We start from the raw sequence: 24250 nt of genomic DNA on the forward strand, positions 1-24250 counted from the left end.
CCACAGAATTCGCGACAACGAGCACTTCTTGGTGGACTCCGGCGAATATCTCCTCCCGGGCAGTACCAAGATCTCCCGCCACGAAAAAAAGTAGCTGAAACCCGTTGCTTCGGGGGGCTTGCGCCTTTGAGGCTAACCTTTGGAAGAAAGTGGTGGCTCTCCGCTCGGACCATGCAACGAGGCGCCCGTGTCGGATCATGGACTCGATTGGGACGCACCTTGGCGCATGACTGCACAGGCCAGATTAGGGATAGGCTTGACCAAAATTACAAAAAATACAAGCGGATCATATGATCCCCTTGACTTTATAAAGGATCATATGTTCAATCTTCACGTAAGAAAGCGGATCGAGTGCCTGGAAAGCTTGGACTTCGCGCCGCTCCCGAAACCATGTTCGTTTGCAAGTAAATAATGGCTGATTTGCATGGCCCGATGAGCCGGCGGCCGAAGCTTGAGTGATCAAGGACAAGAGACACTCAAACGGTGAAAATGGCAGTGATAGCTAACGAACCCCCCGGGGTGAGCACGAACCGAGTGCATCCGTCAAGCGGTCTGACCCGACCAACTGGCCTCGGGATTTCAAAGCTATCGAACGAGACGGTGGTTCTGGCGTGGTAGAGAGGAAGGGCGCATGAAAGTTCTGGTCACCGTCAAACGGGTCGTCGACTACAACGTGAAGATCCGGGTCAAGCCGGATGGATCCGGTGTCGAGCTTGCCAATGTGAAGATGTCGATGAACCCGTTCGACGAGATTTCGGTCGAGGAGGCTTTGCGGCTGAAGGAAGCCGGCAAGGCGTCGGAAGTGGTGGTCGTCTCCGTCGGCCCGGCCAAGGCCGAAGAGACGCTCAGGACGGCGCTTGCCATGGGCGCCGACCGGGCGATCCTGGTCGAGACCGACGATGCGGTTGAACCTTTGGCCGTCGCCAAGATCATCAAGGGCGTGGCGCAAGCCGAGCAACCCGGCCTGATCATCGTCGGCAAGCAGGCGATCGACGACGACAGTAACCAGACCGGCCAGATGCTGTCGGCGCTGCTCGGTTGGGCGCAGGGCACCTTTGCCTCCAAGGTCGAGATCGGCGACGGAAGCGCGCAGGTCACCCGCGAAGTCGACGGCGGCCTGCAGACCATCGAGATTAAGCTGCCGGCGGTGGTGACCACCGACCTGCGCCTCAACGAGCCGCGCTACGCCTCGCTGCCGAACATCATGAAGGCGAAGAAGAAGCCGCTCGACAAGAAGAGCCCGGCCGATTTCGGCGTCGACACGACCGCCCGCCTCAAGGTCCTGAAGACCGAAGAGCCATCGGGCCGCAAGGCCGGCATCAAGGTCAAGTCCGTCGCCGAGCTGGTCGACAAGCTGAAAAACGAAGCCGGCGTGCTTTAAGGTCCAGGAAAAGGAGACTAACATCATGGCCATTCTTCTTCTGGCAGATCACGACAATACAAGCCTGTCGGACCAGACAGCCAAGGCGCTGACGGCTGCCGCCGAGATTGCCAAGGAAACGGGGAGCGACATTCATGTGCTGGTCGCAGGCTCCGGCGCTAAGGCTGCAGCCGACCAGGCGGCAAAACTCTCCGGCGTCTCCAGGGTGCTGCTGGCCGACGACGCAAGCCTTGCCAACAACCTCGCCGAGCCGCTGGCGGCGCTGATCGTGTCGCTGGCCGGCAGCTACGACACCATCCTCTCGGCCGCGACCTCGGTCGGCAAGAATGTGCTACCGCGTGTCGCAGCCCTGCTTGACGTTGCCCAGATCTCGGAAATCACCGAGGTCGTCTCTGCCGATACCTTCAAGCGGCCAATCTATGCCGGCAACGCCATCCAGACGGTGCAGTCGAGCGATGCGAAAAAGGTGATCACTGTTCGCACAGCTTCCTTTTCCCAGGCCTCCCAAGGCCCACTTGCTGCCGTTGAAGAAATTTCAACGGCAGCTCTTTCTTCCGCGCTGTCCTCCTTCGTTGGCGACGCGCTGTCGACCTCCGATCGTCCGGAACTGACGTCGGCGAAGATCATTATCTCCGGCGGCCGTGCGCTCGGTTCCGCGGAGAAATTCCAGGAAGTAATCCTGCCGGTTGCCGACAAGCTCGGTGCTGCCGTCGGCGCTTCGCGCGCGGCCGTCGATGCCGGCTATGCCCCGAACGACTGGCAGGTCGGCCAGACCGGCAAGGTGGTGGCGCCGCAGCTCTACATCGCCGTCGGCATCTCCGGCGCCATCCAGCACCTCGCCGGCATGAAGGACAGCAAGGTCATCGTCGCCATCAACAAGGACGAGGAAGCGCCGATCTTCCAGGTCACCGACTACGGCCTCGTCGGCGACCTCTTCGATATCCTGCCGGCGCTCGAAAAGGCGCTGGGAGCGTAAGCGACGATATCAGGCATCCAAAGGAAACGGATCGTGATTGTACCTCACGCTCACACTGTGGGCCCTAGCGTTAGTTGTGACACCACTCCTGAAGGACGGATGCCAATATCCGTTTGGGGTCATCGTCCCTCTGCGCTCCAAAGTCTGATCACTGCCGCAGGCAACCTGCTTCTCGCGCACGATGTACCGACGATGGCAAAGTATACGGCCGGAAAAATCCATCATACTTTGTCAAAACCAAGCTCTCTGTACAGCGCGGGCGGCAACACGCTGCCTGCGTCCAGATATCTGTCAGAGGCTCTTAAGCAGGCCAGCCCGCTCGGTAGCCCGCTTTCGGCACTGGCAGAAGCAATCGAGGTTATCGCTCCTGACCTTCGCTGGTATCGGTCAAAAACCGGACCATTCGCAAGCGTGAACTTTGTCCTTGGACACGCCCATGCTCTAGTCGCAGGGCCGGGCGGGATTGAGGAACGCGACGACGTACACATGGGCGTCACCGTGATGGCACCCTATAGCCGCTTTCCCGATCACCGCAGAAAGCATCCGACCGTCTTCCTGGCGTTATCGCGCGTCGAGGTGTGGTCAGGCGAAAATGACTGGGTAGTCCTACCACCAGGCGGCATCTTCTTCAGCGATGCAGGAACCGAGATCGCAATTCGCTGCACAGGTAACCCGCTTCTCCTGCTTTGGTGCCACCGGGTGCCATTCGCCTAAATGCAAAGAGGACTAGCGGAATGACCGAGGCGATGGAACTGCCCGAGCGCGAAAGCATGGAATTCGACGTGGTGATCGTCGGCGCCGGTCCGGCCGGGCTGACCGCGGCCATTCGTCTGAAGCAGGTCAATCCGGAGCTGTCGGTCGTCGTCCTGGAAAAGGGCGCCGAAGTCGGCGCGCATATCCTGTCGGGCGCGGTCGTCGATCCAATCGGCATCGACCGGCTGTTGCCGGGCTGGCGCGAGGAGGAGGGTCATCCGTTCAAGACGGAGGTGAAAGACGACCAGTTTCTGCTGCTCGGCCCCGCCGGGTCGCTACGCCTGCCGAACTTCGCCATGCCGCCCTTGATGAACAATCACGGCAATTACATCGTCTCGCTTGGTCTCGTCTGTCGGTGGCTGGCCGAAAAGGCCGAGGCGCTGGGCGTCGAGATCTATCCGGGTTTTGCCGCGACGGAAGTGCTCTACAACGACGAGGGCGCCGTCATCGGTGTCGCCACCGGCGACATGGGCATCGAGAAGAACGGCGAGCCGGGGCCGAACTTCGCCCGCGGCATGGAACTCATCGGCAAATACGTGCTGATCGGCGAAGGCGTGCGCGGTTCGCTCGCCAAGGAGCTGATCGCCAGATTCGACCTGCAGAAAGGCCGCGAGCCGCAAAAGTTCGGCATCGGCATCAAGGAGCTCTGGCAAGTCAGGCCGGAGAACCACAAACAGGGCCTGGTGCAGCATTCCTTCGGTTGGCCGCTCGGCATGAAGACCGGCGGCGGTTCGTTCCTCTATCATCTCGAGGACAACCTGGTCGCCGTCGGCTTCGTGGTGCACCTGAACTACAAGAACCCCTACCTCCACCCGTTCGAGGAATTCCAGCGCTTCAAGACGCATCCGGCGATCCGCGGCACCTTCGAGGGCGGCAAGCGCCTGTCCTATGGCGCCCGCGCCATCACCGAGGGCGGTTACCAGTCGGTGCCGAAGCTTTCCTTCCCGGGCGGGGCGCTGATCGGCTGTTCGGCCGGTTTCGTCAACGTGCCGCGCATCAAGGGCAGCCACAACGCGGTATTGTCCGGCATTCTCGCCGCCGAGAAGCTCGCCGATGCGATTGCGGCAGGCCGGGCCAATGACGAGGTCATCGAGATCGAGAACGGCTGGCGCGACAGCGCCATCGGCCAAGACCTGAAGAAAGTGAGGAACGTCAAGCCCCTGTGGTCGAAACTCGGCACGGCGGCGGGCGTGGCGCTCGGCGGTCTCGACATGTGGACGAATACGCTGTTCGGCTTCTCCTTCTTCGGAACGCTGAAACACGGCAAGACCGATGCCCAGTCGCTGGAACCGGCGTCAATGCACAAGCCCATCGCTTATCCGAAGCCGGACGGCGTCCTGACCTTCGACCGTCTCTCCTCGGTGTTTTTGTCGAACACCAACCACGAGGAAGACCAGCCGGTGCACCTCAAGGTCAAGGACATGGAGCTGCAGAAGCGCTCCGAGCACGACGTCTATGCCGGCCCCTCGACCCGCTACTGTCCGGCCGGCGTCTACGAATGGGTGGAGAAGGATGGCCAGCCCACCTTCGTCATCAACGCCCAGAACTGCGTCCACTGCAAGACCTGCGACATCAAGGACCCCAACCAGAACATCAACTGGGTGCCGCCGCAGGGCGGCGAAGGCCCGGTCTATCCGAATATGTGACAAACGAGATCGTCGTCGCGAGACCTTGAGCATTGATGGAAATCCGCCGGTGTGGTCCCTGATCAAGCTGGCGTCGGAAAATTGGCTGCCGAAGCGCTCACCCGGTGAAAAGCCGCAAGCTCATCTGATCATGCCAATTACTATGAGAAAAGACTATCGGAAGGTCATGTCTGCCAAGAGGGTATGCGTGCCGGTGGATTGCGTCGGCGTCTAGCGTAGAAAGTTTGTATAACGGAGTGCCAAAGGCCAGAAGTTCCATAATAAGTCTTATCCCATCGGATATGTTATATCATCACACCGTCATGTCGAGACCTTTGCCTTCGCCGATCGTCGGCCGGACGTGCGCTGGAAGGGCATTCCCTGCCCTACAGGACGTTCCCAGCGTGTGATGCATGCGGCGAGCACCCAGAACAAGGTTACGATGTGCCGGCCTTATCAAAGAAGCGTCAGGATCAGCAACCAACGTCGAAGGTGACGAGCAACAGCGAGAAGATCGGCTACACGCAGAGGTGATTGCCGAGAAACTCGGACGGCATCGATCGACGATTTTGCGCGAGCTCAGACGCAATACGTTCGAGGATCAGCAGATACCGGACCTTACGGTGTGAAAGGCTCGGTCTTGTCAACTCTCCTATACAGTTAACTTCCCGCCTGCGGCAACGATTTGTTCGATCGTGTCCACGTCGAGATGTGCCGCGTCGCCGATGTCGACATCGACAACTGGTAGCCCTCCCATCTCGATGATATGCCGCGCGCCGACATCGCCTTCGAGACCCAGCACGGTATGATAAAGCGATCGCGGCAGAATGACCGGATTTCCACGCTTTCCCCCGGAAACCGCTCGGATGATCGCCCGGCCGGCCGCCTCCTTGAATGCGTCGATCAAAGCGTTCAGGTTGGCCGTCGAAACGCCCGGCATATCCGCGAGCATAACAAGAATACCATCAGCGCCGCACGCAAGGGCGTGCACGAATCCGGCTGCCAGAGAGCTTGCCATACCGGACGCGTAGTCGGCGTTGAAGATCGGCGTCACGCTCAAGCCTTCAAGCGCGGCTTCAATTTCGCCACGGCGATGACCCGTCACGACTCTGACTGAAGCAGCCCTGCTGGCAACAGCAATGGATGTCGAGCGGCGAACCAGCGGCATCCCGTCGAATTCCGCCAGCAGCTTGTGCTGGCCGCCCTCGCCCATGCGGCGCGCCCTCCCGGCGGCAAGCAGGACGATTGCAACGGAAGCATCCGCGCGTTTTCTGGCAGGTAGGTCACGCGACTGCGGCCGCGATTGTATCTCCATCAGCAGACCTCCGACGCCCATTCCGGTCACGTCGTGCACGCCCGGCTCCTCGCCAGCCAGAATGCGGTCGAGAATCCAATCGAAGCCGTTCTGCTTCGGGCTGCGGGCGCAGCCCGGAGCCCCAACGACATAAGTTTCCCCGATGCGGCCGAGGACCATCAGATTCCCTGGATCGACCGGCATGCCGACGCTCAAGACATGCCCGCCCGCCTCGCGGATCGCCTGTGGAATGACATCCGCCGCGTCGATGACCGCCGAGGCGCCGAAGATGATGACAAGCTTCGGTGTTTCCTGCGGAATCGCGATGACATTCTGGATCGAAGCCGCAAGCGCCTTGATCTCATGCGGCACGCGCTGTTCCCGGGAGAGCCGGTTATCGGATGCGGCCAGCCGCCGCTCCAGGATGCGCGCAGTTTTGTCCATTACCGGCACTTTCAGCGAACTCAGTTCCGTGGCGATCAAGGAAATGGCATGTTTGGCAAACAGCTTCACTTGAAATGGGGCAGTCGCGCGGAGTTCCGCACAAGCGGCCTCGATCTTCGCGATTGGAACCGCCAGCGGAATGATCTTGAAGGTCGCCACCATATCGCCGGAGCTGACATGCGTATGGTCTGCAAGACAGGCAAGCGTGATCGCCGGATCAATGCGGTTCAGCCGATCAACAGCCTCCTGGTTAGCCACGAAAAGCCCGTCAGCCCCGGCATAGATGTCAACGCGGCCTGTGGCGGCCTCCGAGAAGCGGAGGTGATCGGGCGCTATCGCCTCCCCGAGTTGCGCCGCGGCTTCGTTTTCGCCGAGATCACCGTCCTCGAGGCGTGCCGCGACAATCCTCTCGATGCCTGCGCTTTTCAGCCGGTCAATGTCCCTGACATCAACCACATGCCCTTTCTGCAGCGCCCCGCCCGGAATCTTGATCGAATGGGCGAGCAGAAGCCCTTCTGCACCCTGCACATCGAATTCGCCAAAGATCATGGTTTGTCACCTTTTGGAGGAGCGCAGGGCCTGGATGATCTGCGCCACAATTGCCACGGCGATCTCCGCCGGGCTTGACGCACCAATATCAAGTCCGATCGGCCCATGGATCCTCGCCAACTCCTCGTCGGAAAAGCCTTCCTTCTTCAGCCTTTCAAGACGCGAGCCATGGGTCTTGCGGCTGCCAAGCGCCCCGACATAGAAACAGCCGCTTCGCAGGGCCTTACCAATCGGGAAGTCGTCAATCTTGGGGTCATGCGTGACCGCGACAACGGCCGTATAGGCGTCGAGCGGACGGTCCTCGAGGACATCAACCGGCCAGCCAGCGGTCAGATCTATCCCTGCGAAACGCTCCGGCGTTGCGAACGCAGTTCGCGGATCGATGATGCGCACGTCGAAACCGGCAAGAGCCGCTATCTGCGCTAGGAACTGGCTGATATGCACCGCGCCAATAATGACGAGGTGCGGTGGCGGCACATGCACGTTCAGGAAGCATGTGCCGCCAGCAATCACAAAAGTCCCCGACGTTCCGGAACGAAATGTCGTCACGACGGCCTTGCGAAGCGCGCCATCAACGGGCTCGCCTTCGAGGATCACCTGATCGGTTCCACGTTCCATATCCGTGACCAGCATCACCGCTCGACGCGCCCTCCGGGCGGCATTGAGCCGTTTCAAATTCGCAGTGTCCATCATTCGAGCCTTTCAACAAGGACACGGATGCGGCCGCCGCAGGATAGCCCGACGCGCCAGGCAGTTTCGTCAGCAACCCCGAACTCCAGCATCCTTGCTTTACCGTCGCCGATGACATCCACCGCCTCCGCGATAACCGCGCCTTCAACACAGCCGCCGGACACTGACCCTTCGAAATTGCCGTCGCCATCGATCACCAGAGAGCTGCCGACAGGACGCGGCGCTGAACCCCAGGTTTCGATGACGGTCGCGACGGCCACGTCACGCCCGCTCTGTTTCCATTTCTCCGCCGTCATCAAAGGATCGGGCTTTGCCACGTTACGAATTTCGCTGCCTCCTTATCGGATTGACCGATTTCTTTCCGAACGACCTCTTGGGAAGTTATTCTTTTGATTCAGCCTCTCGGTCATGAGATGGGCGATGGGAGGTGGCTATGATAGCGCGGATACGAGTGGACACTTCGTCCACAGCAGTATTCGCATCGACACGTGTCACCAGACCGCGCTTCTCATAGAAGGGGATCATGCGAGTTGTTGCCCCGTACTCCTGAAGCCTTTTTCGTAGCACGTCGGCATTATCATCCGAACGCACGGCATGGCCGGCGGCTTTGGACTGCATTGCTCGATGCTCAACCCGGCTCAAGAGAACGTCCGCTGGAATCTCGAATATGATCACATGATCCAGAGGTTGTCCCAGGCGCTCGAGAAAGACCTCCAAGGCCGCGGCTTGCTCTTGCGTGCGAGGGAAGCCGTCCAGAATGAAGCCTTGATCGACATGTTTCTGCTCGAGACGGGTTTCGACCAGACCGATCACGACGTCGTCGGGAACGAGGTCACCCGCCTCGACCGCCTGTTTTGCCTTTCTGCCGAGAGTTGTGTCGTTTTGAATTGCGTTGCGCAGGAGGTCACCCGTGGAAAGATGCAGCACGCCAAGGTCCCTTACCAGTCGTTCCGCCTGGGTTCCCTTGCCGGCTCCGGGCGGGCCAATAAGCATTAGATTAACCATGCTTAGACCCTCGCAGGGGAGAGGGGTGTTTGGGGGTGAGAACTGTCATGGGAGGTACCTCCAATCGATAGCGTTATGCCTGCACGAGCAGCGTTTCAAGCAGACGGCGGGCAACATCGCCGAAATGGACCGGTCGCCGCGACAAGCGATCGATATTGACGTGCACGAAGAAACCTTCTGCCGTTGCAACTTCCTCTTCGTTGCGGAAGAGACCGATCTCATATGTAACTGACGAGTTGCCGAGCTTCGCCACCCGGATGCCGGCGGTGACCACGTCTGGAAACGCCATTTCCGCATGATAGCGGCAGCCCGTTTCGACCACCAGGAAGACTTCCGAGCCTCCCTTCATGTCCAGCGCGCCGTTCTCGATCAGGAAGCCGTTCACCGCCGTATCGAACAAGCTGTAATGAACGACATTGTTCATGTGGCCATATATGTCGTTGTCCGACCAACGGGTCGTGACTGTGCGGAAAATCCTGTAGGCGGACCGCCCGCTCGGACGAGGACGTTCCGCCATCACCAGGCCGCCTTGTAGATGGAAAGGGCGTCCGCTTCGTTCACGTCACGCGGGTTGTTGATCAGCAGCCTCGTTTGCTTCATCGCATCGCGCGCCATACCGGAGAGATGTTCCTCGCTAATGCCGACATCGCGCAGGCGCGGTTGAAGCCCAAGACTAGCCGAAAGAGCGGCGAGCCGGTCGATGAATGCGGCGCAGCGCTCTTGGCTGCTTTGCTCGGGCGCGAGATCCGGAAAGGCATCGGCGGCAATCTCCGCGTAGGCAGCGACCGCAGCGGGCGCGTTGAAGCGCAGGACATGTGGCAGTACGAGCGCGTTGGAAAGGCCGTGTGGAATGTGGAACGTCCCGCCGATGGGGTAGGCAAGCGCATGCACAGCCGCGACAGGCGAGTTTGCAAAGGCTTGGCCCGCCAGCATGGAACCGAGAAGCATCGCTCCCCTCGCCTCTCGGTCCTTGCCGTCAAAGACCGCCTTTTCGATGTTGGCGCCGAGCAGTTGCAGCGCCTGCCGAGCAAGCATTTTAGACAAGGGATTGTTGTTTGCGCTTCTGGATGTATAGGCTTCGATCGCATGCACCATCGCATCGATGCCGGTCGCTGCGGTGATGTGAGCCGGAAGCGCAAGCGTGAGGTCTGGATCGAGGACTGCGATATCGGGCAGGATGATCGGCGATGAGACACCACGCTTTTCATCGCCGCCGACGGTGATGATCGAGACGGGCGTCATCTCCGATCCCGTTCCCGCTGTGGTCGGCACGAGCACGAGTGGCAATCGCGGCCCTTTGGCGTTGCCGACACCCCAGGCTCCGTCGATGTCCTCTCCCGAACCGCACAGCAGGGCAACCAACTTGGCGACGTCGAGCGAGGAACCACCGCCGAACCCAATTACGCCGGTGGCGCCGCCGGCCTTGGCGGCATCGGTCGCGGACTGAACTGTCGCAAGCGAAGGGTCGGCTTCGACCTTGTCGAAGACCGTCGCCTCGATGCCCGCCGCGGCCAACGAAGAGAGCGCCGGGTCGCAAAGACCGAGTTTGCGCAATCCCGGATCGGTGACGAAAAGGACGCGCTCACCGAGCTTCCTCCTGACGAGACCGCCGATTTCAGAAGAGGCTCCCGCTCGGAACACAATCTGGGCGGTGGTACTGAATACAAAGGGTTTCATCCATTTCTCCTTGATGTTTTCCGCCCGTATCACGCAGCCGGGAGGCTCTCCCGAAGCTTGACGCGCAGAATTTTGCCGGAGCCCGTTCGTGGGATTTCACTGACAATGAGGAACCTGTCCGGCACCTTGTAGACTGACAGGCGATCCCTACAGTGACGGATCAAAGCCTCTTCATCGAAATTTACCGCGGACTTGAGGACGATGCATGCCACAGGCACTTCTCCCAGCATTGCGTGCGGAACGCCGATGACGGCGCAGTCGATAATCGCGTGGTGGAGGAGGATCGTCTCCTCGACCTCGGCGGGCGCAATGTTCTGGCCACCACGAATGATCAGTTCCTTCAAGCGGCCGGTGATGGTCAGGAATCCGTTGGCGTCGCTGCGTGCCAGATCCCCGGTGTGGTACCATCCCTCGACAATTGCTTTTTGCGTCTCCTGAGGTTTGTTGTGGTACGCCTGCATCAGATTGGGGCCTTTGCAAATCAGTTCGCCTTCCGTGCCGAAGGGCACATCCGCGCCCGTTTTCGGATCGACCAGCCGAACCGTCAGACCCGGGAGGGGCAAGCCGCATGAACCCGGAACGCGCCATTTGCCGGGCCAGTTCATGGTAACCATTGTCGATGTTTCGGTAATCCCGTAGCCATCGAGCAAGGGAACGTCAAAAAACTCTTCGAAATCCGTGTTCAGCGAACCCGGCAGGATTGCTCCCGCCGAAACGCAGAGCCGAACGGAAGACAACAACTTCTCGCCGCTCGTCTGGCATGCCGACAGGAAATAATGAAAGACCGTCGGGACGCCAGGCATGAATGTGAAGCGCCCCGTCCGTAGAAGCTCCGTCGCATGAGACGTTGAGAACTTCTCCATGATGTATTCGCTCGCGGCGGTCGCGATGATCGAGAGAACGGCGACGTTCAGCGCATAGGAGTGGTAGAGGGGAAGTGTATTGAGAACGACATCCTTGTGGCTCAGTCCGGCAATGGGCGCCCAACATGCGGCCGTGACCCAAAGCATGGAGCGGGTCGAAAGCAACACGCCTTTTGGCTGGCCCGTCGTGCCGGATGTGTAAACGATGTAGGCGGGGCGATCGATGTCGCTATCGTCGTCAAAATCGGATGCGCGTGTCTGGGTGAGCGTTGTGAAATCAGGCAGATTTCTCTCGAAACCGTCCGTAATCAGCACTGTCGAGCGCCCGAGATTTTGCAGCAGCGCTTCGATCGACTGGCGTCTGGCCGACTGCGCGAATACGAACGCGCAATCCGCATCTGTTACGCGATAGCTTAGTTCGGCGTCGGTCGAGTCAATACTGACCGGAACGGCGACGCCGCCGGCACGGACCGTCGCAAGACATGCGACGACCCAGTTGACAGTATTCGGCAATAAGATCGCTACCTTCTGTCCTTTTTGAAGGCCCAAGGCCACCAGTTGAGATGCCAGGTTTTCGGTTTCCACGTTCAATTGCTCGTAGGAAACAGCCCTGCTCTTGTCCTCGAACGCAAGTTTTTCAGGATAGAGGCGGGCATTCCGTCGGAGAATCTCTCCGACTGGCGCAATAAGCTCGAAGTGTATCATGTTGTCTCCTCCCTGCTCCTCCGGGTCACACCATGCAGAAACCGCCGTTGACGCTGATCACTTGCCCGGTCACCCAGGATGACGCATCCGATGCCAGGAACGTTACCATCGGCGCGACATCATCGGGTTTACCGATGCGGCGCAATGGATAGGCCTTGACGATCTTCTCTCGGTTCTTGGCCAGGAATTCCGGATCCGAATGCGAAGTCTCGATCAGACCAAGCGAGACCGTGTTGACCGTAATGTTGTTGCGGCCGAATTCGCGCGCTAGAGACTTGCCGAGCGCGATGGTCCCACCGCGCGCTGCTGCGGCAAGCGCCAGATTGGCTTCTCCGATGCGTGAGCTGTCGCCGACGAGATTGACGATACGACCGGAATTTTGCTCGATCATCAGCGGCGCAATTGCATGGCAGCAATTGATTGTGCCATAGAGACACACGTCGATCTGCTTTTTCCATTCTTCAGGGGTGGAATCAACGAACCGCTGGTATTTGACGTAACCGGCATTGTTGACCAGCACATCGATCGTGCCCAAGTCAGCCTTGACGGCAGCGACCATGGCCCTGACCTGCTCGTTGTCGCTGATATCGGCTCGATAGGCCCTCGCCTTTCCGCCGGCTGCCTCAATGGACCTGACGACAGCTTGCGCCTCATCCTGTGAACGGCTGTAATTCACCGCGACGATGGCGCCTTCGGCCGCGAGTGAGCGGGCAATGTCTCCGCCTACGTCTCGGCCGCCGCCTGTCACAAGCGCGATCTTGCCGTTCAGATTGGTCTTCATTTGATTATCTCCTTGATGTGACGGCTGCCGGAGCAGCGCAAATTGCCGTGGCATTCATGGAATGAGCACCGTATTATTTTCCCAGGAACAGTGGTGGACGCTTCTCCTTGAAGGCCCGTCGCCCTTCGAGATAGTCACCGCTGTCACTCGCCAGATCGATCAACTTCTCTGCCGAGGCTCGGTCGAGTTCACCGCGCGCACAACCATTTAAGATGAATTTGGCACCTTTGATCGTAAGAGGAGCGTTCTCGGCCATCTCTGCAGCCCGACTGCGAGCAGCGGAAAGTGCATCGTCCTCGACCTGGTCGACGAAGCCGTTGATGAGGGCATCGTCGGCACTGAACCGCTTTCCCGTGTAGAGAATGCGCTTTGCCTCGGTGACACCAACAAGCGAGAAGAGCTTGCGTGTCGCGGAGACGCCATAAACGATAGAAAGACGCGCGGCCGGGATACCAAAAATCGCACCTTTCTGCGCAACTCGGAAATCGCACGACATGGCAAGATGAGCAGCTCCGCCGAGGCAATAGCCTCGCAGGGCCGCAATCGTCGGCTTGGAAACCCGGTAGATCGCGTCGCCCGCAGCATCGACCGCGATCTCGTAACGCTTGCTTTCCTCGAGCCCACTGCGGACGGCTTCGAACTCGCTGATGTCCGCGCCCGCCGAAAAGTCGTTGCCAGAGCCTGTCAGAATGATCGAACGCACAGCAGGATTATCGTTGAATCCCTCAAACAGTTCAGCCAGATGCTGCCACATCTGATAGGTGACGGCATTTCGTTGGTGAGGCCGGTTCAACGTGACAACGGCAACCCTATCCTTGGTCTCCACGACGATACCGCTCATCTGCCTGCCCTATCGAACGTTCATTGGAAGCCCGACCCCACAAGGGACCGGGCAACGTATGGTCAGTGCTTGACAAGCGGGCACTTACTGTCGGAAAGCGGCCGGAAAGCCTTGTCCCCAGGGATTGTTGTGACAAGCTTGAGAAGGTCCCACTCGCCCTTGGATTCGTCAGGCGTTTTCACGTGGTAGACGTACATGTCGTGAACCATCCGGCCATCCTCACGAATCTTCCCGTTCTTGGCAAAGAAGTCGTTGACGGGAGTTTCCCGCATCTTCTCCATAACCTTCTTGGTATCGGTCGTACCGACGGCCTGTACCGCCCTGAGGTAGTGCATTGTCGACGAGTAGTCGCCGGCATCTCCCATATGCGGCGGACGTCCGACGCGCTCTTCGAACTTTTTGGCGAACGCCCTCGTCTCGTCATCGCGATCCCAATAGAATGCACTGGTCAGGATCATCCCCTGGGCCGTTTCCAGGCCGAGCGAGTGCACGTCGGTGTCCCACACCAGCAGGCCCGCCACAGTCTTTCCGGACGCAGCGAGACCGAACTCCGCAGCAGACTTGACCGCATTCACGAAGGTTGTGCCGGAACCGGCCATCGCGACGACTTGAGCCGGCGATGCCTGTGCCTGCAGCATAAAGGCACTATGGTCCGAGGTTTCGATGGGATAGCGAACCGTACCCGAAACTTCTCCGCCATTTGCCTTCACAATTTGCGTCGCGTCAGCCTCGAGCGCGTGACCGAAGGCATAGTCAGCGGTCAAAAAGAACCAGTTCTTCAAGCCCTGCCGGATAAGCTCGTTGGCAGTGCCGTTGGCTAGGGCGTAGGTGTCGTAGGAATAATGGATGCTGTTTGGGGTGCAGCTGTCATTCGTCAGGCGTGACGAGCCAGACCCGTTGACGATCGCGATCTTGTCCTCGTCCTTCGCAACCTGCGTGACAGCAAGGGCAATACCGGAATTGATCAGGTTGTTGATCATCGTGACGCCCTGCGATTCATACCACTCGCGAGCAGTTGAAACCGCGACCTCCGGTTTGTTCTGATGATCTGCGACGACGACCTCCAGCGGACGGTCTAGAACTTTGCCGCCGAAATCCTCGACGGCCATCTTCACTGCCGCAATCGCGCCCTCGCCGGCCTCGTGAGAAAACTGGCCGCTGACATCGGTCAGCACGCCAATGCGAACGGGGTCTGCGGTCTGCCCGAAAACAGGCAACGGCAAGACGCCAACGGCGATGCCACAGGACAGTAACACCTTCAAAGCTCTCATAATTCACCCTCCCAAGTGCCGCGCCAAACTCCTCCGGCACGTTTAATGAAACTTGCGCTATCATACCTTGCATGTTCTTTTCCAAGGAACATGTGCGCTGCAATAGGTAACAGATGTAAGGTAAACAGAATTTCTAACGATATGCAAGCTTGCATTATTAGACTTTGTATGTTTTTCTGCTTTCACCGTCGGCGAAGCGTTGGGTGATACGGACTAGCTGTCCGCCACCCGTTGAAGGAGAGAGTTCGCGGCGGTAAGGGAGGATACATTGTTGAATGCCGCACCCATTCTAGAGGCGCGTGAACTGACACGCTCATTCGGCGGCTTCGTTGCCGTGCAGAATGTGAACCTGAAGATCAAGCCGGGCACGATTCACGCGTTGATCGGGCCCAACGGTGCGGGGAAAAGCACGCTCTTCAATCTCTTGACGAAGTTTCTCCCACCCAGCAGCGGCCGGATCTTCTTCAAGGATCAGGACATCACGTCAATGGCGCCCGCCGACATTGCCCGTCTCAGGCTTGTCAGATCGTTTCAGATATCATCGGTCTTCCCGCATCTCAGCGCACGGGAGAATGTCCGCGTAGCCCTGCAGGCCCGCGAGCGAGAGACATTTGCCTTCTGGAAATCCAACGCGACGCTTCGCCGCTTCAACGAGGAAGCGACTGCGCTTCTGGAAAGCGTTGGACTTGCCGATCGGGCACAGGCGAAAGCCAGCGAATTGTCCTATGGGCGAAAACGCGCACTGGAACTTGCCACGACGCTTGCGCTGGATCCGGAGGTGCTCCTCCTGGACGAGCCGATGGCAGGAATGGGAACCGAAGACATCGGCCGGACCGCCGCCTTGATCCGCAGTGTTGGAAAAGGCCGCACGGTCCTCATGGTCGAACATAATCTGGGCGTTGTCGCCGATTTGTCCGATAGGATCACCGTTTTACGACGCGGAGAAATCATCGCCGAAGGAACCTATTCCGATGTCTCTTCCGACAGCGAGGTCCGCAAGGCCTATATGGGAGGAGCTCATGGCTGAATCCGCACTCCTGCGCGTCAATAATCTCGAGGCATGGTACGGCGAAAGTCATGTTTTGCATGGCGTCAATTTCAACGTGCATAAAGGCGAAGTTGTCACCCTGATCGGGCGCAACGGTGCAGGAAAGACAACGACGCTCCGCAGTTTGGTCGGAGTGGTCGGGAAGCGACGAGGCTCGAGCATTTACAAGGGCATCGAACTATTGTCGCTCGCACCACACAAGGTGGCGCGTCTGGGCATTGGCTATGTGCCGGAAGAGCGTGGCATATTCTCTTCTCTGAATGTGATCGAAAACCTAATGTTGCCGCCGGCGTGGCAGGCTGGCGGCATGGAAGTCGACGAGATCTTCAGCCTTTTTCCAAACCTCAAGGGTCGTGACAATACGTCCGGTACACGATTGTCGGGCGGTGAGCAGCAAATGCTGGCAATTGGAAGGATCCTGCGCACTGGTGCCGATTTCATTCTTCTGGATGAGCCAACCGAGGGCATCGCGCCGGTTATCATCGAAGAAATAGGTGCTGCCCTGCGCGTTTTGAAGGACCGGGGCATGACAATCATCCTGGTCGAACAAAACCTCCGATTCGCCGCCTCGGTTGCCGACCGCCATTTCGTCCTCGATCAAGGAAAGGTCATCGACGAAATTTCCAACAACACACTCGATGCCAACATGGACCGACTGAACCGCTATCTCGGAGTCTGATCCATGGCGCGCGATTACAAATAGGTATTGTCTGATGGCTGATATCTTCGGCGTTCCGATCACCGTGCTGCTCGGCCAACTGTTGCTTGGTCTGATCAACGGGTCATTTTATGCTCTTTTGAGCCTAGGGTTAGCGATCATTTTCGGCATGCTGAACGTGGTTAACTTCGCTCATGGCGCTTTCTACATGCTGGGCGGCTTTGTCGCCTGGTTTTTGCTTTCAAAACTGGGGCTGGGATACTGGCCGACGCTGATTGCGGCACCTATCGCAGTCGGCATTCTCGGAATCGTAGTAGAGCGCCTGCTCCTCAGGCGGCTTTACCGGATGGACCACCTTTACAGCCTCCTCCTTACCTTCGGCATAGCCCTCATGCTCGAGGGACTGTTCCGCCATATCTTTGGTGCGGCAGGCAAGCCCTATCCGGTTCCGCCTTCGCTGATGGGAGGCATCAATCTTGGATTCATGTTCCTCCCGATGTACCGCGCTTGGGTGATCGGGGTCTCGCTTGTGATCTGCATTCTGACGTGGTTGGCGATCGAGCGCACCAAGCTCGGTGCGTATCTGCGGGCGGCGACAGAAAACCCGGCGTTGGTTCAAGCATTCGGCATCAACGTGCCGCTGATGCTGACGTTGACCTATGCTTTCTGTGTCGGGCTTTCCGGCTTTGCGGGAGCGCTGGCCGCACCCCTCTACCAGGTCAGCCCCGGAATGGGATCGAGCATAATCATCGTTGTCTTCGCCGTGGTCGTCATCGGCGGAATGGGATCGATCGGAGGCGCAATCGTTACCGCTCTCGCCCTAGGTATCATCGAAGGACTGACCAAGACCTTCTACCCTGCGGCCTCATCGATCGCGGTGTTCATCGTGATGGTGCTGGTCATTCTCATCCGGCCGTCCGGCCTGTTTAGTCGCGAGGCCTGATCATGAATAGCTCGAACATTTCCTCGTCTTTTCTGGTGACCGGCAGGGTTCAACGAGCCGGAACGTATCTGCTGGTCGCGATCGGCGTGCTGATGCTGGTTGCACCCCAAGTCGTTTATCCTCTCTTCCTCATCAAAATCCTCTGTTTTGTGCTGTTCGCCGCGGCATTCAATCTCGTGCTGGGTTATGCCGGCCTGCTCTCCTTCGGACATGCGGCCTTCTTCGGCGGGGCCGCGTATATCGCCGCACATGCCGCCAAAGTCTGGCATTTTCCGTTTGAGCTTGCCGTGCTCTCGGGAACCGTCTTTGCCGCCTGCCTCGGTTTCGTATTCGGCGCGCTGGCCATTCGGCGTCACGGCATCTACTTCGCAATGATCACATTGGCGCTCGCCCAAATGGTCTACTTCCTGGCGGTGCAGATGCCCTTTACAGGCGGCGAAGATGGCATCCAGGCCGTACCACGCGGGTACCTTCTCGGCGTAATCGATCTCCGCAGCATCACGTCAATGTACTACACCGTGCTTGGTGGGACGGTTATTGGCCTTGTGATCATATGGCGCGCCGTCAATTCGCCTTTCGGCCACATCCTGTCGGCCATCCGTGAAAATGAAACCCGCGTCACGTCCCTCGGACTCAAGCCGGAGCGCTACAAGCTGATCGCATTTACGCTATCGGCCGCGTTGTCTGGTTTTGCCGGGTCCATGAAGGCAATCGCCTTTCAGCTGGCGTCTCTCGTCGACGTTACGTGGCATATGTCTGGAGAGGTCATCCTGATGACGCTGCTTGGTGGCATGGGAACGCTGATTGGTCCGATCGTCGGGGCAAGTCTTGTCGTCGGGCTGGAGCATTTCCTGTCGACAAGCGGCCTGCCGATCACCTTTATTATTGGTCTGTTTTTCGTCGTTTGCGTCATGATGTTCAGACGGGGGGTGTTCGGTGAGGTAAAGCTTCTGCTCGAACGCCGACGCGGCTGACCAACAAAAGTCTTCTTATGCAAGTAAATAAAACCGGGGCAGATCTCAGCCCCGGTTTTTCTATGCGGAACAAAGATGTATCAGCCGCGGGACGTGGCGCGGGTGCCGAAGAGATAACCGACGGCTGCGGCCATGATGATCTGCACGACGGTCGAAAGATCTTCCGACACCCAAGCCTGGCCATCGCGAGCCATATTGCCCGGCGCCGAACCAAGGCCTGGTACTAAACCACCTTGGGCGACCCACATAGCAGCCAGGACTGACACAAACACAACGGCTGCAATCATTGGCAGACCGACAAGCATGCCGGTGGATGATGAATTGGATGTAGGTTGGGCCGACGTTCTGCTGCTGCTTGACACGGTCTGCGACGGGGACCTCTCCTGTGCCGACGCTGACTTGCCACTAGCCTGCTCGATGCCGCTTTCAACCTGCACCGGGTTCTGGCGGCGCTCAATTTCTTCGGCGAAGCGCTTGAAAAACTGACCGGATAGCTGTTTTGCCGTCATATCTATCAGCCGTGCGCCCAACTGGGAAAGCTTCCCGCCAATCTGGGCATCGACGTTGTAGTGCAAAATGGTACCGTCGTCGGTAGCTTCAAGGCGGACGGTTGCAAGCCCTTTCGCAAAGCCGGCAACGCCGCCCTGCCCTTCGCCGGTGATTTTGTAGCCGTTAGGCGGGTCCAGTTCAGACAGCGTCACCGCACCCTGGAATTGGGCTTTCACCGGGCCAACCTTTATCACCGCGACGGCCGACATCTCGGTATCGGACGACTTGGTCAACTCCTGGCACCCGGGGATGCAAATCTTCAAGACTTCGGGATCGTTCAGCGCGTTCCACACATCCTCCTTGCTTGCCGGAATGTGCTGTTGACCTGACATATCCATTGGATGCCCTCCTCGCATATTATTAGCGTTCGCCTCTACGGATCCTGAGCGAACCAGATTACTTGACATTCTTCCATTAAGTCTAATAATGCAAGTAAAAATCACAGACCGATGCCTCATGGCGCGGCGTGATGGAGGAGCCAAGATGGTAAGCTTTCCAGCAATCACCCTCAACGGGATGGCAAGACCGGTGCAGCGCCGGAAAACTTGTCACGCTTTTATTGGCTGGAACGGCCGAACAAGGGTGACGACATGAAGCCGGCGCCGTTCGATTATCTCGCCGCGACTTCGATTTCTGATGTGACGGAGGCACTGGCAGCGTCCGGCGGGGACGGCAAGATCATTGCCGGTGGCCAGAGCCTGATGCCCATGATCAATTTCCGGCTGGTGAAGCCCACCATCCTCATCGACATCAACGGCATCGACGGGCTTGATCGTATCGAAAAACGTGGCGACCGGATACGGATCGGCGCAACCGTCCGCCACTATATGACGGCAACGGATAGCCTGATCCAGCAACATATTCCCGTTCTGCACGATGCCATGCACCACGTTGCTCATCTGACCGTTCGCAATCGTGGGACCTTCTGCGGCAGCATTTGTCACGCGGACCCCGCTGCTGAAATGCCAATGATGGTGCTTCTTTTGAACGGGATAATCACCGCCTGTTCTGTCAGAGGCGAAAGGCTGATCTCCGCAGCCGATTTTTTTGTCAGCTCTCTTGTGAGTACGCTGGAGCCTGACGAGTTCGTGACATCGGTCGAAATCGATACCCTCCCGCAGAATACCGGCTGGGGTTTTCACGAATTCTCGAAACGCCATGGAGATTTTGCCCTGGCCTGTGCAGCAACGACAATGCGCATCGAAGACGGCGCGGCGCGCGATGTGCGTTTCGCCATGATGGGCGTCGGGGAGACCCCACTGCGCCTATCGCAAATCGAAGCAATGATAGACGGTCAGGCGGTGGCTGATGCGCTGCTTGATGAGGTCTCGGCTGCGCTAAAGGATATCCTGCAACCGAACACTGACCTCCACGCCTCGGCCGACTACCGCCGGCATCTCGCCGCAGCGCTCGCCAGGCGCGCGCTGCGCGATTCATGGAGACGAGCGAATATTCGGAAAGGCGAGACCGATGAGTGAGAAAGAGATCACTGTTTGCGTCAACGGTCTGACCTACACCAGAACGATTGAGCCGCGCCTGCTTCTTAGCGATTTTCTGCGCCATGAGCTTGGTCTGACCGGAACGCATGTTGGCTGCGAGCATGGCGTCTGCGGTGCTTGTACCGTCCTCCTTGACGGTCGCAGTGCGAGGTCATGCCTGACGCTGGCGATACAGGTCGAGGGCATGGCGATCGAGACCATCGAAGGACAGGGCAGCATGGACCAGCTGGGTCCCATTCAAGAGGCCTTCCGGCAGCATCACGGATTGCAATGTGGGTTCTGCACGGCGGGCTTCATCATGGCGATCACCGACATGCTTCGCTACCATCCGCTCGAGACCGATGAGCAGATCCGCGAGGCCCTGTCAGGCAACATCTGTCGATGCACGGGCTACGAGCACATCGTCAATGCTGTGCGCGAACTGGCAAGAGAAAGAGGACCATTGGAATGAAGATGCACTTCCTTCAAGGCGGTCGGCTGCGCATGCGCCGCTCAATCTTCATTTCCGGAGCGTCAAAGGAGGAGGTGATCGAACTGCCCGTGCATGCAACATTGATGCGGCATTCGCAGGGCAACGTCCTTTTTGACAGCGGTTGCAGCCCGCAGGCAGCAGCCGATCCCCAGACCCGGTGGGGCGGGCTCAGCAAGGTGATGACCCCCATATTCACACCGGAGCAGACAGTGGTCCGGGAGTTGGATCTGCTTGGACTGAAACCGGATGACATTGATGTCGTCATCTGCTCACACCTTCACCCCGACCATTGCGGATGCAACGAATACTTCCGAGGCGCGACCATCCTCTGCCATGAGGCGGAGGTAAATGCCGCGAGGGCTGAGGGCGCTGAAAACCAGGGCTATCTGAAGCAGGAATGGGACCAGCCGAAAGGTTTCCAAACGTTCGACGCAGAACTCGACGTCTTCGGTGATGGCCGCATCGTGCTCCTTCCAATGCCGGGGCACACGCCTGGGATGACAACGGCGCGGGTGTCGTTGCAACGGGACGGAACGTTCATCCTTGCCTCCGATGCAGCTCCCCTGCAGATGAACATCGATGAAGGCGTGGCGCCCAAAAACACCTGGAATATGGATCTTGCTGTAGGAGCGCTTGCTCAACTGAAGGCATTCCGGGACAAGGGTGAAACGGTTATTTCCGGGCACGATGACAGACAATGGAAGATGTTGCGGAAAGGCTTGGAGTACTATGAATGAACCAGCGTGACCATTCCGTTGAGCTTCGTCCGAAACTCGTCGGCAAGAGAGTAATGCGCACGGAAGATCCGCGCTTTCTCACGGGGGTGGGGCGATATGTTGACGACATGACACCGGCAGGCACGCTCCACGTGGCTTTGCGACGGTCGGACCAGCCGCATGCCTGGATCACTAGCATCGAGGTTGGTGAGGCATTTTCCGTTCCAGGCGTCGTGGCTATCTACGATGCGACCGATCTCGATGATGAGATCAACCCAGCCATCCCCACGTCCCGCATGCCGGGCTACTACGCGACACCTATCTGGCCCCTTGCAAGGGAGAAGGTTCGTTACGTTGGTGAGCCGGTCATCGCGGTCGTTGCTGAAAGCCGTTACGCGGCTGAAGATGCACTTGAGCACATCATCATCAACTATGAGCCTTTGCCGTTCGCCATTAGGCAGGTTGACGCCGTCAAAGACGACGCACCTCTCCTTCACGAAGAGGCTGGCACGAACACGATCATCAAGCGCGAATTCAAGCGGGGCGATGTCGACGCGGCATTCGAAGGGGCTGCCGTCACGGTCAAAGGACGGTTCCGGATGACACGCAAGACAGCCGTTGCGATGGAGAACCGCTCTTACCTCGCCGAGTGGGACGCACGAAACCAGTCGCTGACGCTTTACACATCTTCAAATATTCCGGGAGTCATCCGCGACGTTCTTTCCGGTTGCCTTAATTTGCCCGGAAATCGTCTTAGGGTCGTCGCGCCGGACGTCGGCGGGAGTTTCGGCGGCAAGGGATCACTGTATAGCGAAGAAATTCTCGTTTGCGCCTTGGCTCGCAAGCTCAGGCGGCCAGTGAAATTCATCAGCGACCGTCTTGAGGATCTTTCCGCTACAAGCCAGGCTTTCGACGAACTGATCGAAGCCGAACTTGCTGTGACGAAGGACGGACTATTGATCGGACTGCGTGCCGATGTCATCGGCGATGTCGGCGCCTATTCGATATACCCATGGACGGCGGCGCTGGAAACTGTGCAGGTGGTGAGCTTTCTTCCCGGTCCGTATAGGATGGAGCACTACAGCGGTCGGATCAGGGGCGTTCTCACGCCAAAGCCACCCACCGGGCCATATCGCGGGGTCGGCCGCCCCTCCTCGACTTTTGCGATGGAGCGCCTGATAGACATGGCCGCGCGGAAGCTTGGCATGGACCCGGTTGAGTTTCGCCGCAAGAACCTGGTGACGGCCGAGGAATTTCCGTATCGAACCGCCTCCGGGATCATCTGGGACAAGTCGGCTTTTCACGAATGCCTGGAAGGTGCTTGCGCACACGTTGATTATCCCAGTCTTGTCCAGCAAAGGGATGCTGCCAGAAAAGCCGGCCGCTGGGTGGGGATCGGTCTGGCGAGCTATGCGGAACTAACCGGCATCGGATCACGCATCTCCGTCGCCCCCGGCATGCCAATCAACACGGGCACCGAGACGTCCAAAATCGAGATCGACGCCACAGGTGCGATCACGGCAGCGTTCGGAATTTCGTCGCATGGTCAAGGCCTCGAAACAACCCTCGCCCAGGTGATCGCAGACGAGCTTGGGTGTAAGTTCGAAGACATCGAAGTCAAGCACGGCGACAGCTCGCTTGTGCCCATGGCCAGTGGCACCTATGCCAGTCGCTCAGCGGTTCTGGGCGGAGGTGCGGCGACGCTGGCCGCGCGCGTGGTTAAGGACAAGGTTCTGCGGGCCGCAGCCAATTTAATGGGGCAGAGCGTTGAAGACCTCGACATTCACGATGGCATCGTTACCAGTCGCAATTCGAACCTCACGATGACACTCAAGGAAGTCGCGTTCGCGGTCTATACACAGATGGGGCGAATTCCTCGCGACAAGCGTGAGGACCTCACCGCCTCTGAGACCTATGACCCCTATCTTGGCACCGCGTGCTCGTCCACTCATCTCGCAATGGTCGAAGTCGATCCGGAGACCTACGGCGTCAAGGTACTCCGCTACGTCGTCGCTGAGGATTGCGGCAAGATCATCAATCCGATGATCGTCGACGGCCAGGTCCATGGCGCAGTAGCGCAAGGCATAGGTGCTGCTCTCCTAGAAGAGATCGTTCATGACGATCAAGGACAGGCGATTACCGCGAGCCTTGCCGACTACCTCGTCCCCGTGGCAAGCAGTGTCCCGGATATCGGAATTGTACATATCGAAGCGGAGCTCCCCAACAATATTGGCGGCTTCCGGGGAATGGGCGAAGGCGGCACGATTGGTGCACCGGCAACAATCGCAAATGCCGTGTCTGATGCGTTGTGGCATCTTGGCGCGTCGGTGGAGACGCTTCCTGTGACACCGGAACGAATATTCCAGATGCTTCGAGATCGCACCGCTTCTAGTCCAGCCCCGGCGATTGGAACGCCGGCTGAGAGCCGACTGCGCAGCAACCGGAATCCGTCAGTCACGGGGCAGAATGAGTAGTCGGCATCTTTTGATGCGATCGTTTTGTTGCACGAGCAAACGACGCCAAAAATCCTGTAAAT

Annotated in this window: 23 protein-coding genes and 1 pseudogene; 13 read left to right on the forward strand and 11 right to left on the reverse strand. The window is 58.6% G+C overall.

The features are described from left to right. The first annotated feature begins 631 nt into the window (after positions 1-631). From ACSQ2Z_RS26275 to ACSQ2Z_RS26295, 5 genes and pseudogenes are all read left to right on the forward strand, one after another. The gene (locus tag ACSQ2Z_RS26275) at positions 632-1381 is read left to right on the forward strand and encodes an electron transfer flavoprotein subunit beta/FixA family protein (RefSeq protein WP_436084170.1); all 750 of its coding nucleotides are present in this window, start codon (positions 632-634) and stop codon (positions 1379-1381) included. 25 nt (positions 1382-1406) lie between these two features. After that, positions 1407-2357, forward strand: a complete 951-nt coding sequence (locus tag ACSQ2Z_RS26280; protein WP_436084171.1) for an electron transfer flavoprotein subunit alpha/FixB family protein — start codon at positions 1407-1409, stop codon at positions 2355-2357. 192 nt (positions 2358-2549) lie between these two features. After that, positions 2550-3071, forward strand: a complete 522-nt coding sequence (locus ACSQ2Z_RS26285; protein WP_436084172.1) for a dimethylsulfonioproprionate lyase family protein — start codon at positions 2550-2552, stop codon at positions 3069-3071. Positions 3072-3091: 20 nt separating this feature from the next. Beyond that, the gene (locus ACSQ2Z_RS26290) at positions 3092-4756 is read left to right on the forward strand and encodes an electron transfer flavoprotein-ubiquinone oxidoreductase (RefSeq protein ID WP_436084173.1); all 1665 of its coding nucleotides are present in this window, start codon (positions 3092-3094) and stop codon (positions 4754-4756) included. A gap of 506 nt (positions 4757-5262) precedes the next feature. Then, positions 5263-5355: pseudogene (locus ACSQ2Z_RS26295) on the forward strand (helix-turn-helix domain-containing protein); the annotation flags it as partial. Between the two features lie 32 nt (positions 5356-5387). On the opposite strand, the gene ACSQ2Z_RS26300 reads toward ACSQ2Z_RS26295, so the two are convergent. The 10 genes from ACSQ2Z_RS26300 to ACSQ2Z_RS26345 all read right to left on the reverse strand — a co-directional run bounded on the left by ACSQ2Z_RS26300 (position 5388) and on the right by ACSQ2Z_RS26345 (position 14855). Next, entirely contained in the window at positions 5388-7022 is a 1635-nt protein-coding gene (locus ACSQ2Z_RS26300; protein WP_436084174.1) for an NTP transferase domain-containing protein, read from the reverse strand. Between the two features lie 6 nt (positions 7023-7028). Further along, on the reverse strand, positions 7029-7712 hold the full coding sequence (locus ACSQ2Z_RS26305) for an XdhC family protein (protein ID WP_436084175.1): 684 nt from the start codon (positions 7710-7712) through the stop codon (positions 7029-7031). After that, positions 7712-8008 (reverse strand): XdhC family protein, encoded by a 297-nt coding sequence (locus ACSQ2Z_RS26310; protein ID WP_436084388.1) that lies wholly within the window; start codon positions 8006-8008, stop codon positions 7712-7714. Before ACSQ2Z_RS26310 ends, ACSQ2Z_RS26305 begins: the two co-directional genes overlap by 1 nt. A gap of 85 nt (positions 8009-8093) precedes the next feature. Next, positions 8094-8717, reverse strand: a complete 624-nt coding sequence (locus ACSQ2Z_RS26315) for an adenylate kinase (RefSeq protein WP_436084176.1) — start codon at positions 8715-8717, stop codon at positions 8094-8096. A 73-nt stretch (positions 8718-8790) separates the two neighbouring features. Further along, positions 8791-9234, reverse strand: coding sequence for an acyl-CoA thioesterase (locus tag ACSQ2Z_RS26320; RefSeq protein WP_436084177.1), 444 nt, complete (start codon positions 9232-9234; stop codon positions 8791-8793). Next, positions 9234-10394 carry an iron-containing alcohol dehydrogenase gene (locus ACSQ2Z_RS26325; protein ID WP_436084178.1) on the reverse strand — a complete coding sequence of 387 codons (1161 nt, stop codon included), beginning with the start codon at positions 10392-10394 and terminating at the stop codon, positions 9234-9236. Before ACSQ2Z_RS26325 ends, ACSQ2Z_RS26320 begins: the two co-directional genes overlap by 1 nt. A gap of 29 nt (positions 10395-10423) precedes the next feature. Next, positions 10424-11962 carry a class I adenylate-forming enzyme family protein gene (locus ACSQ2Z_RS26330; protein WP_436084179.1) on the reverse strand — a complete coding sequence of 513 codons (1539 nt, stop codon included), beginning with the start codon at positions 11960-11962 and terminating at the stop codon, positions 10424-10426. Positions 11963-11987: 25 nt separating this feature from the next. Then, entirely contained in the window at positions 11988-12743 is a 756-nt protein-coding gene (locus ACSQ2Z_RS26335; RefSeq protein ID WP_436084180.1) for an SDR family NAD(P)-dependent oxidoreductase, read from the reverse strand. A 73-nt stretch (positions 12744-12816) separates the two neighbouring features. Further along, positions 12817-13584, reverse strand: a complete 768-nt coding sequence (locus ACSQ2Z_RS26340; protein ID WP_436084181.1) for an enoyl-CoA hydratase-related protein — start codon at positions 13582-13584, stop codon at positions 12817-12819. 62 nt (positions 13585-13646) lie between these two features. Next, positions 13647-14855 (reverse strand): ABC transporter substrate-binding protein, encoded by a 1209-nt coding sequence (locus ACSQ2Z_RS26345; protein ID WP_436084182.1) that lies wholly within the window; start codon positions 14853-14855, stop codon positions 13647-13649. A 268-nt stretch (positions 14856-15123) separates the two neighbouring features. Here ACSQ2Z_RS26345 and ACSQ2Z_RS26350 point away from each other — a divergent pair, with 268 nt between their 5' ends. The 4 genes from ACSQ2Z_RS26350 to ACSQ2Z_RS26365 are packed head-to-tail and all read left to right on the forward strand — an operon-like array spanning position 15124 to position 18478. Then, positions 15124-15882, forward strand: a complete 759-nt coding sequence (locus ACSQ2Z_RS26350) for an ABC transporter ATP-binding protein (RefSeq protein ID WP_436084183.1) — start codon at positions 15124-15126, stop codon at positions 15880-15882. Further along, positions 15875-16582 (forward strand): ABC transporter ATP-binding protein, encoded by a 708-nt coding sequence (locus tag ACSQ2Z_RS26355; protein ID WP_436084184.1) that lies wholly within the window; start codon positions 15875-15877, stop codon positions 16580-16582. Before ACSQ2Z_RS26350 ends, ACSQ2Z_RS26355 begins: the two co-directional genes overlap by 8 nt. A 34-nt stretch (positions 16583-16616) precedes the next feature. Then, positions 16617-17504 carry a branched-chain amino acid ABC transporter permease gene (locus ACSQ2Z_RS26360; RefSeq protein WP_436084185.1) on the forward strand — a complete coding sequence of 296 codons (888 nt, stop codon included), beginning with the start codon at positions 16617-16619 and terminating at the stop codon, positions 17502-17504. A 2-nt stretch (positions 17505-17506) separates the two neighbouring features. Continuing rightward, positions 17507-18478, forward strand: coding sequence for a branched-chain amino acid ABC transporter permease (locus tag ACSQ2Z_RS26365; protein WP_436084186.1), 972 nt, complete (start codon positions 17507-17509; stop codon positions 18476-18478). An 80-nt stretch (positions 18479-18558) separates the two neighbouring features. Here the strand turns inward: ACSQ2Z_RS26365 and ACSQ2Z_RS26370 are convergent, their stop codons facing one another. After that, on the reverse strand, positions 18559-19365 hold the full coding sequence (locus tag ACSQ2Z_RS26370) for a CoxG family protein (RefSeq protein WP_436084187.1): 807 nt from the start codon (positions 19363-19365) through the stop codon (positions 18559-18561). Between the two features lie 252 nt (positions 19366-19617). Between ACSQ2Z_RS26370 and ACSQ2Z_RS26375 the strand changes: the two genes are divergently transcribed. The 4 genes from ACSQ2Z_RS26375 to ACSQ2Z_RS26390 are packed head-to-tail and all read left to right on the forward strand — an operon-like array spanning position 19618 to position 24188. Next, entirely contained in the window at positions 19618-20505 is an 888-nt protein-coding gene (locus ACSQ2Z_RS26375; RefSeq protein WP_436084188.1) for an FAD binding domain-containing protein, read from the forward strand. Beyond that, positions 20498-20977, forward strand: coding sequence for a (2Fe-2S)-binding protein (locus tag ACSQ2Z_RS26380; protein WP_436084189.1), 480 nt, complete (start codon positions 20498-20500; stop codon positions 20975-20977). Before ACSQ2Z_RS26375 ends, ACSQ2Z_RS26380 begins: the two co-directional genes overlap by 8 nt. Then, positions 20974-21735: an N-acyl homoserine lactonase family protein gene (locus ACSQ2Z_RS26385; RefSeq protein WP_436084190.1), complete on the forward strand. Its 762-nt coding sequence runs from the start codon at positions 20974-20976 to the stop codon at positions 21733-21735. The genes ACSQ2Z_RS26380 and ACSQ2Z_RS26385 overlap by 4 nt, the downstream gene beginning before the upstream one ends. Further along, on the forward strand, positions 21732-24188 hold the full coding sequence (locus tag ACSQ2Z_RS26390) for a xanthine dehydrogenase family protein molybdopterin-binding subunit (RefSeq protein WP_436084191.1): 2457 nt from the start codon (positions 21732-21734) through the stop codon (positions 24186-24188). Before ACSQ2Z_RS26385 ends, ACSQ2Z_RS26390 begins: the two co-directional genes overlap by 4 nt. Positions 24189-24250: the final 62 nt, after the last annotated feature.

This window comes from Pararhizobium sp. LjRoot235 (assembly GCF_964254145.1).
Classification (GTDB): domain Bacteria; phylum Pseudomonadota; class Alphaproteobacteria; order Rhizobiales; family Rhizobiaceae; genus Pararhizobium.

Bases quoted from the DNA above. Each gene is read 5' to 3' on its own strand.
- ACSQ2Z_RS26340 (WP_436084181.1), bottom strand. From the start codon at position 13,584: ATGAGCGGTATCGTCGTGGAGACCAAGGATAGGGTTGCCGTTGTCACG.
- ACSQ2Z_RS26300 (WP_436084174.1), bottom strand. From the start codon at position 7,022: ATGATCTTTGGCGAATTCGATGTGCAGGGTGCAGAAGGGCTTCTGCTC.
- ACSQ2Z_RS26370 (WP_436084187.1), bottom strand. From the start codon at position 19,365: ATGGATATGTCAGGTCAACAGCACATTCCGGCAAGCAAGGAGGATGTG.
- ACSQ2Z_RS26365 (WP_436084186.1), top strand. From the start codon at position 17,507: ATGAATAGCTCGAACATTTCCTCGTCTTTTCTGGTGACCGGCAGGGTT.
- ACSQ2Z_RS26285 (WP_436084172.1), top strand. From the start codon at position 2,550: ATGGCAAAGTATACGGCCGGAAAAATCCATCATACTTTGTCAAAACCA.
- ACSQ2Z_RS26290 (WP_436084173.1), top strand. From the start codon at position 3,092: ATGACCGAGGCGATGGAACTGCCCGAGCGCGAAAGCATGGAATTCGAC.
- ACSQ2Z_RS26280 (WP_436084171.1), top strand. From the start codon at position 1,407: ATGGCCATTCTTCTTCTGGCAGATCACGACAATACAAGCCTGTCGGAC.
- ACSQ2Z_RS26275 (WP_436084170.1), top strand. From the start codon at position 632: ATGAAAGTTCTGGTCACCGTCAAACGGGTCGTCGACTACAACGTGAAG.
- ACSQ2Z_RS26310 (WP_436084388.1), bottom strand. From the start codon at position 8,008: ATGACGGCGGAGAAATGGAAACAGAGCGGGCGTGACGTGGCCGTCGCG.
- ACSQ2Z_RS26385 (WP_436084190.1), top strand. From the start codon at position 20,974: ATGAAGATGCACTTCCTTCAAGGCGGTCGGCTGCGCATGCGCCGCTCA.
- ACSQ2Z_RS26320 (WP_436084177.1), bottom strand. From the start codon at position 9,234: ATGGCGGAACGTCCTCGTCCGAGCGGGCGGTCCGCCTACAGGATTTTC.
- ACSQ2Z_RS26380 (WP_436084189.1), top strand. From the start codon at position 20,498: ATGAGTGAGAAAGAGATCACTGTTTGCGTCAACGGTCTGACCTACACC.
- ACSQ2Z_RS26355 (WP_436084184.1), top strand. From the start codon at position 15,875: ATGGCTGAATCCGCACTCCTGCGCGTCAATAATCTCGAGGCATGGTAC.
- ACSQ2Z_RS26345 (WP_436084182.1), bottom strand. From the start codon at position 14,855: ATGAGAGCTTTGAAGGTGTTACTGTCCTGTGGCATCGCCGTTGGCGTC.
- ACSQ2Z_RS26330 (WP_436084179.1), bottom strand. From the start codon at position 11,962: ATGATACACTTCGAGCTTATTGCGCCAGTCGGAGAGATTCTCCGACGG.
- ACSQ2Z_RS26315 (WP_436084176.1), bottom strand. From the start codon at position 8,717: ATGGTTAATCTAATGCTTATTGGCCCGCCCGGAGCCGGCAAGGGAACC.
- ACSQ2Z_RS26375 (WP_436084188.1), top strand. From the start codon at position 19,618: ATGAAGCCGGCGCCGTTCGATTATCTCGCCGCGACTTCGATTTCTGAT.
- ACSQ2Z_RS26325 (WP_436084178.1), bottom strand. From the start codon at position 10,394: ATGAAACCCTTTGTATTCAGTACCACCGCCCAGATTGTGTTCCGAGCG.
- ACSQ2Z_RS26335 (WP_436084180.1), bottom strand. From the start codon at position 12,743: ATGAAGACCAATCTGAACGGCAAGATCGCGCTTGTGACAGGCGGCGGC.
- ACSQ2Z_RS26390 (WP_436084191.1), top strand. From the start codon at position 21,732: ATGAACCAGCGTGACCATTCCGTTGAGCTTCGTCCGAAACTCGTCGGC.
- ACSQ2Z_RS26305 (WP_436084175.1), bottom strand. From the start codon at position 7,712: ATGGACACTGCGAATTTGAAACGGCTCAATGCCGCCCGGAGGGCGCGT.
- ACSQ2Z_RS26360 (WP_436084185.1), top strand. From the start codon at position 16,617: ATGGCTGATATCTTCGGCGTTCCGATCACCGTGCTGCTCGGCCAACTG.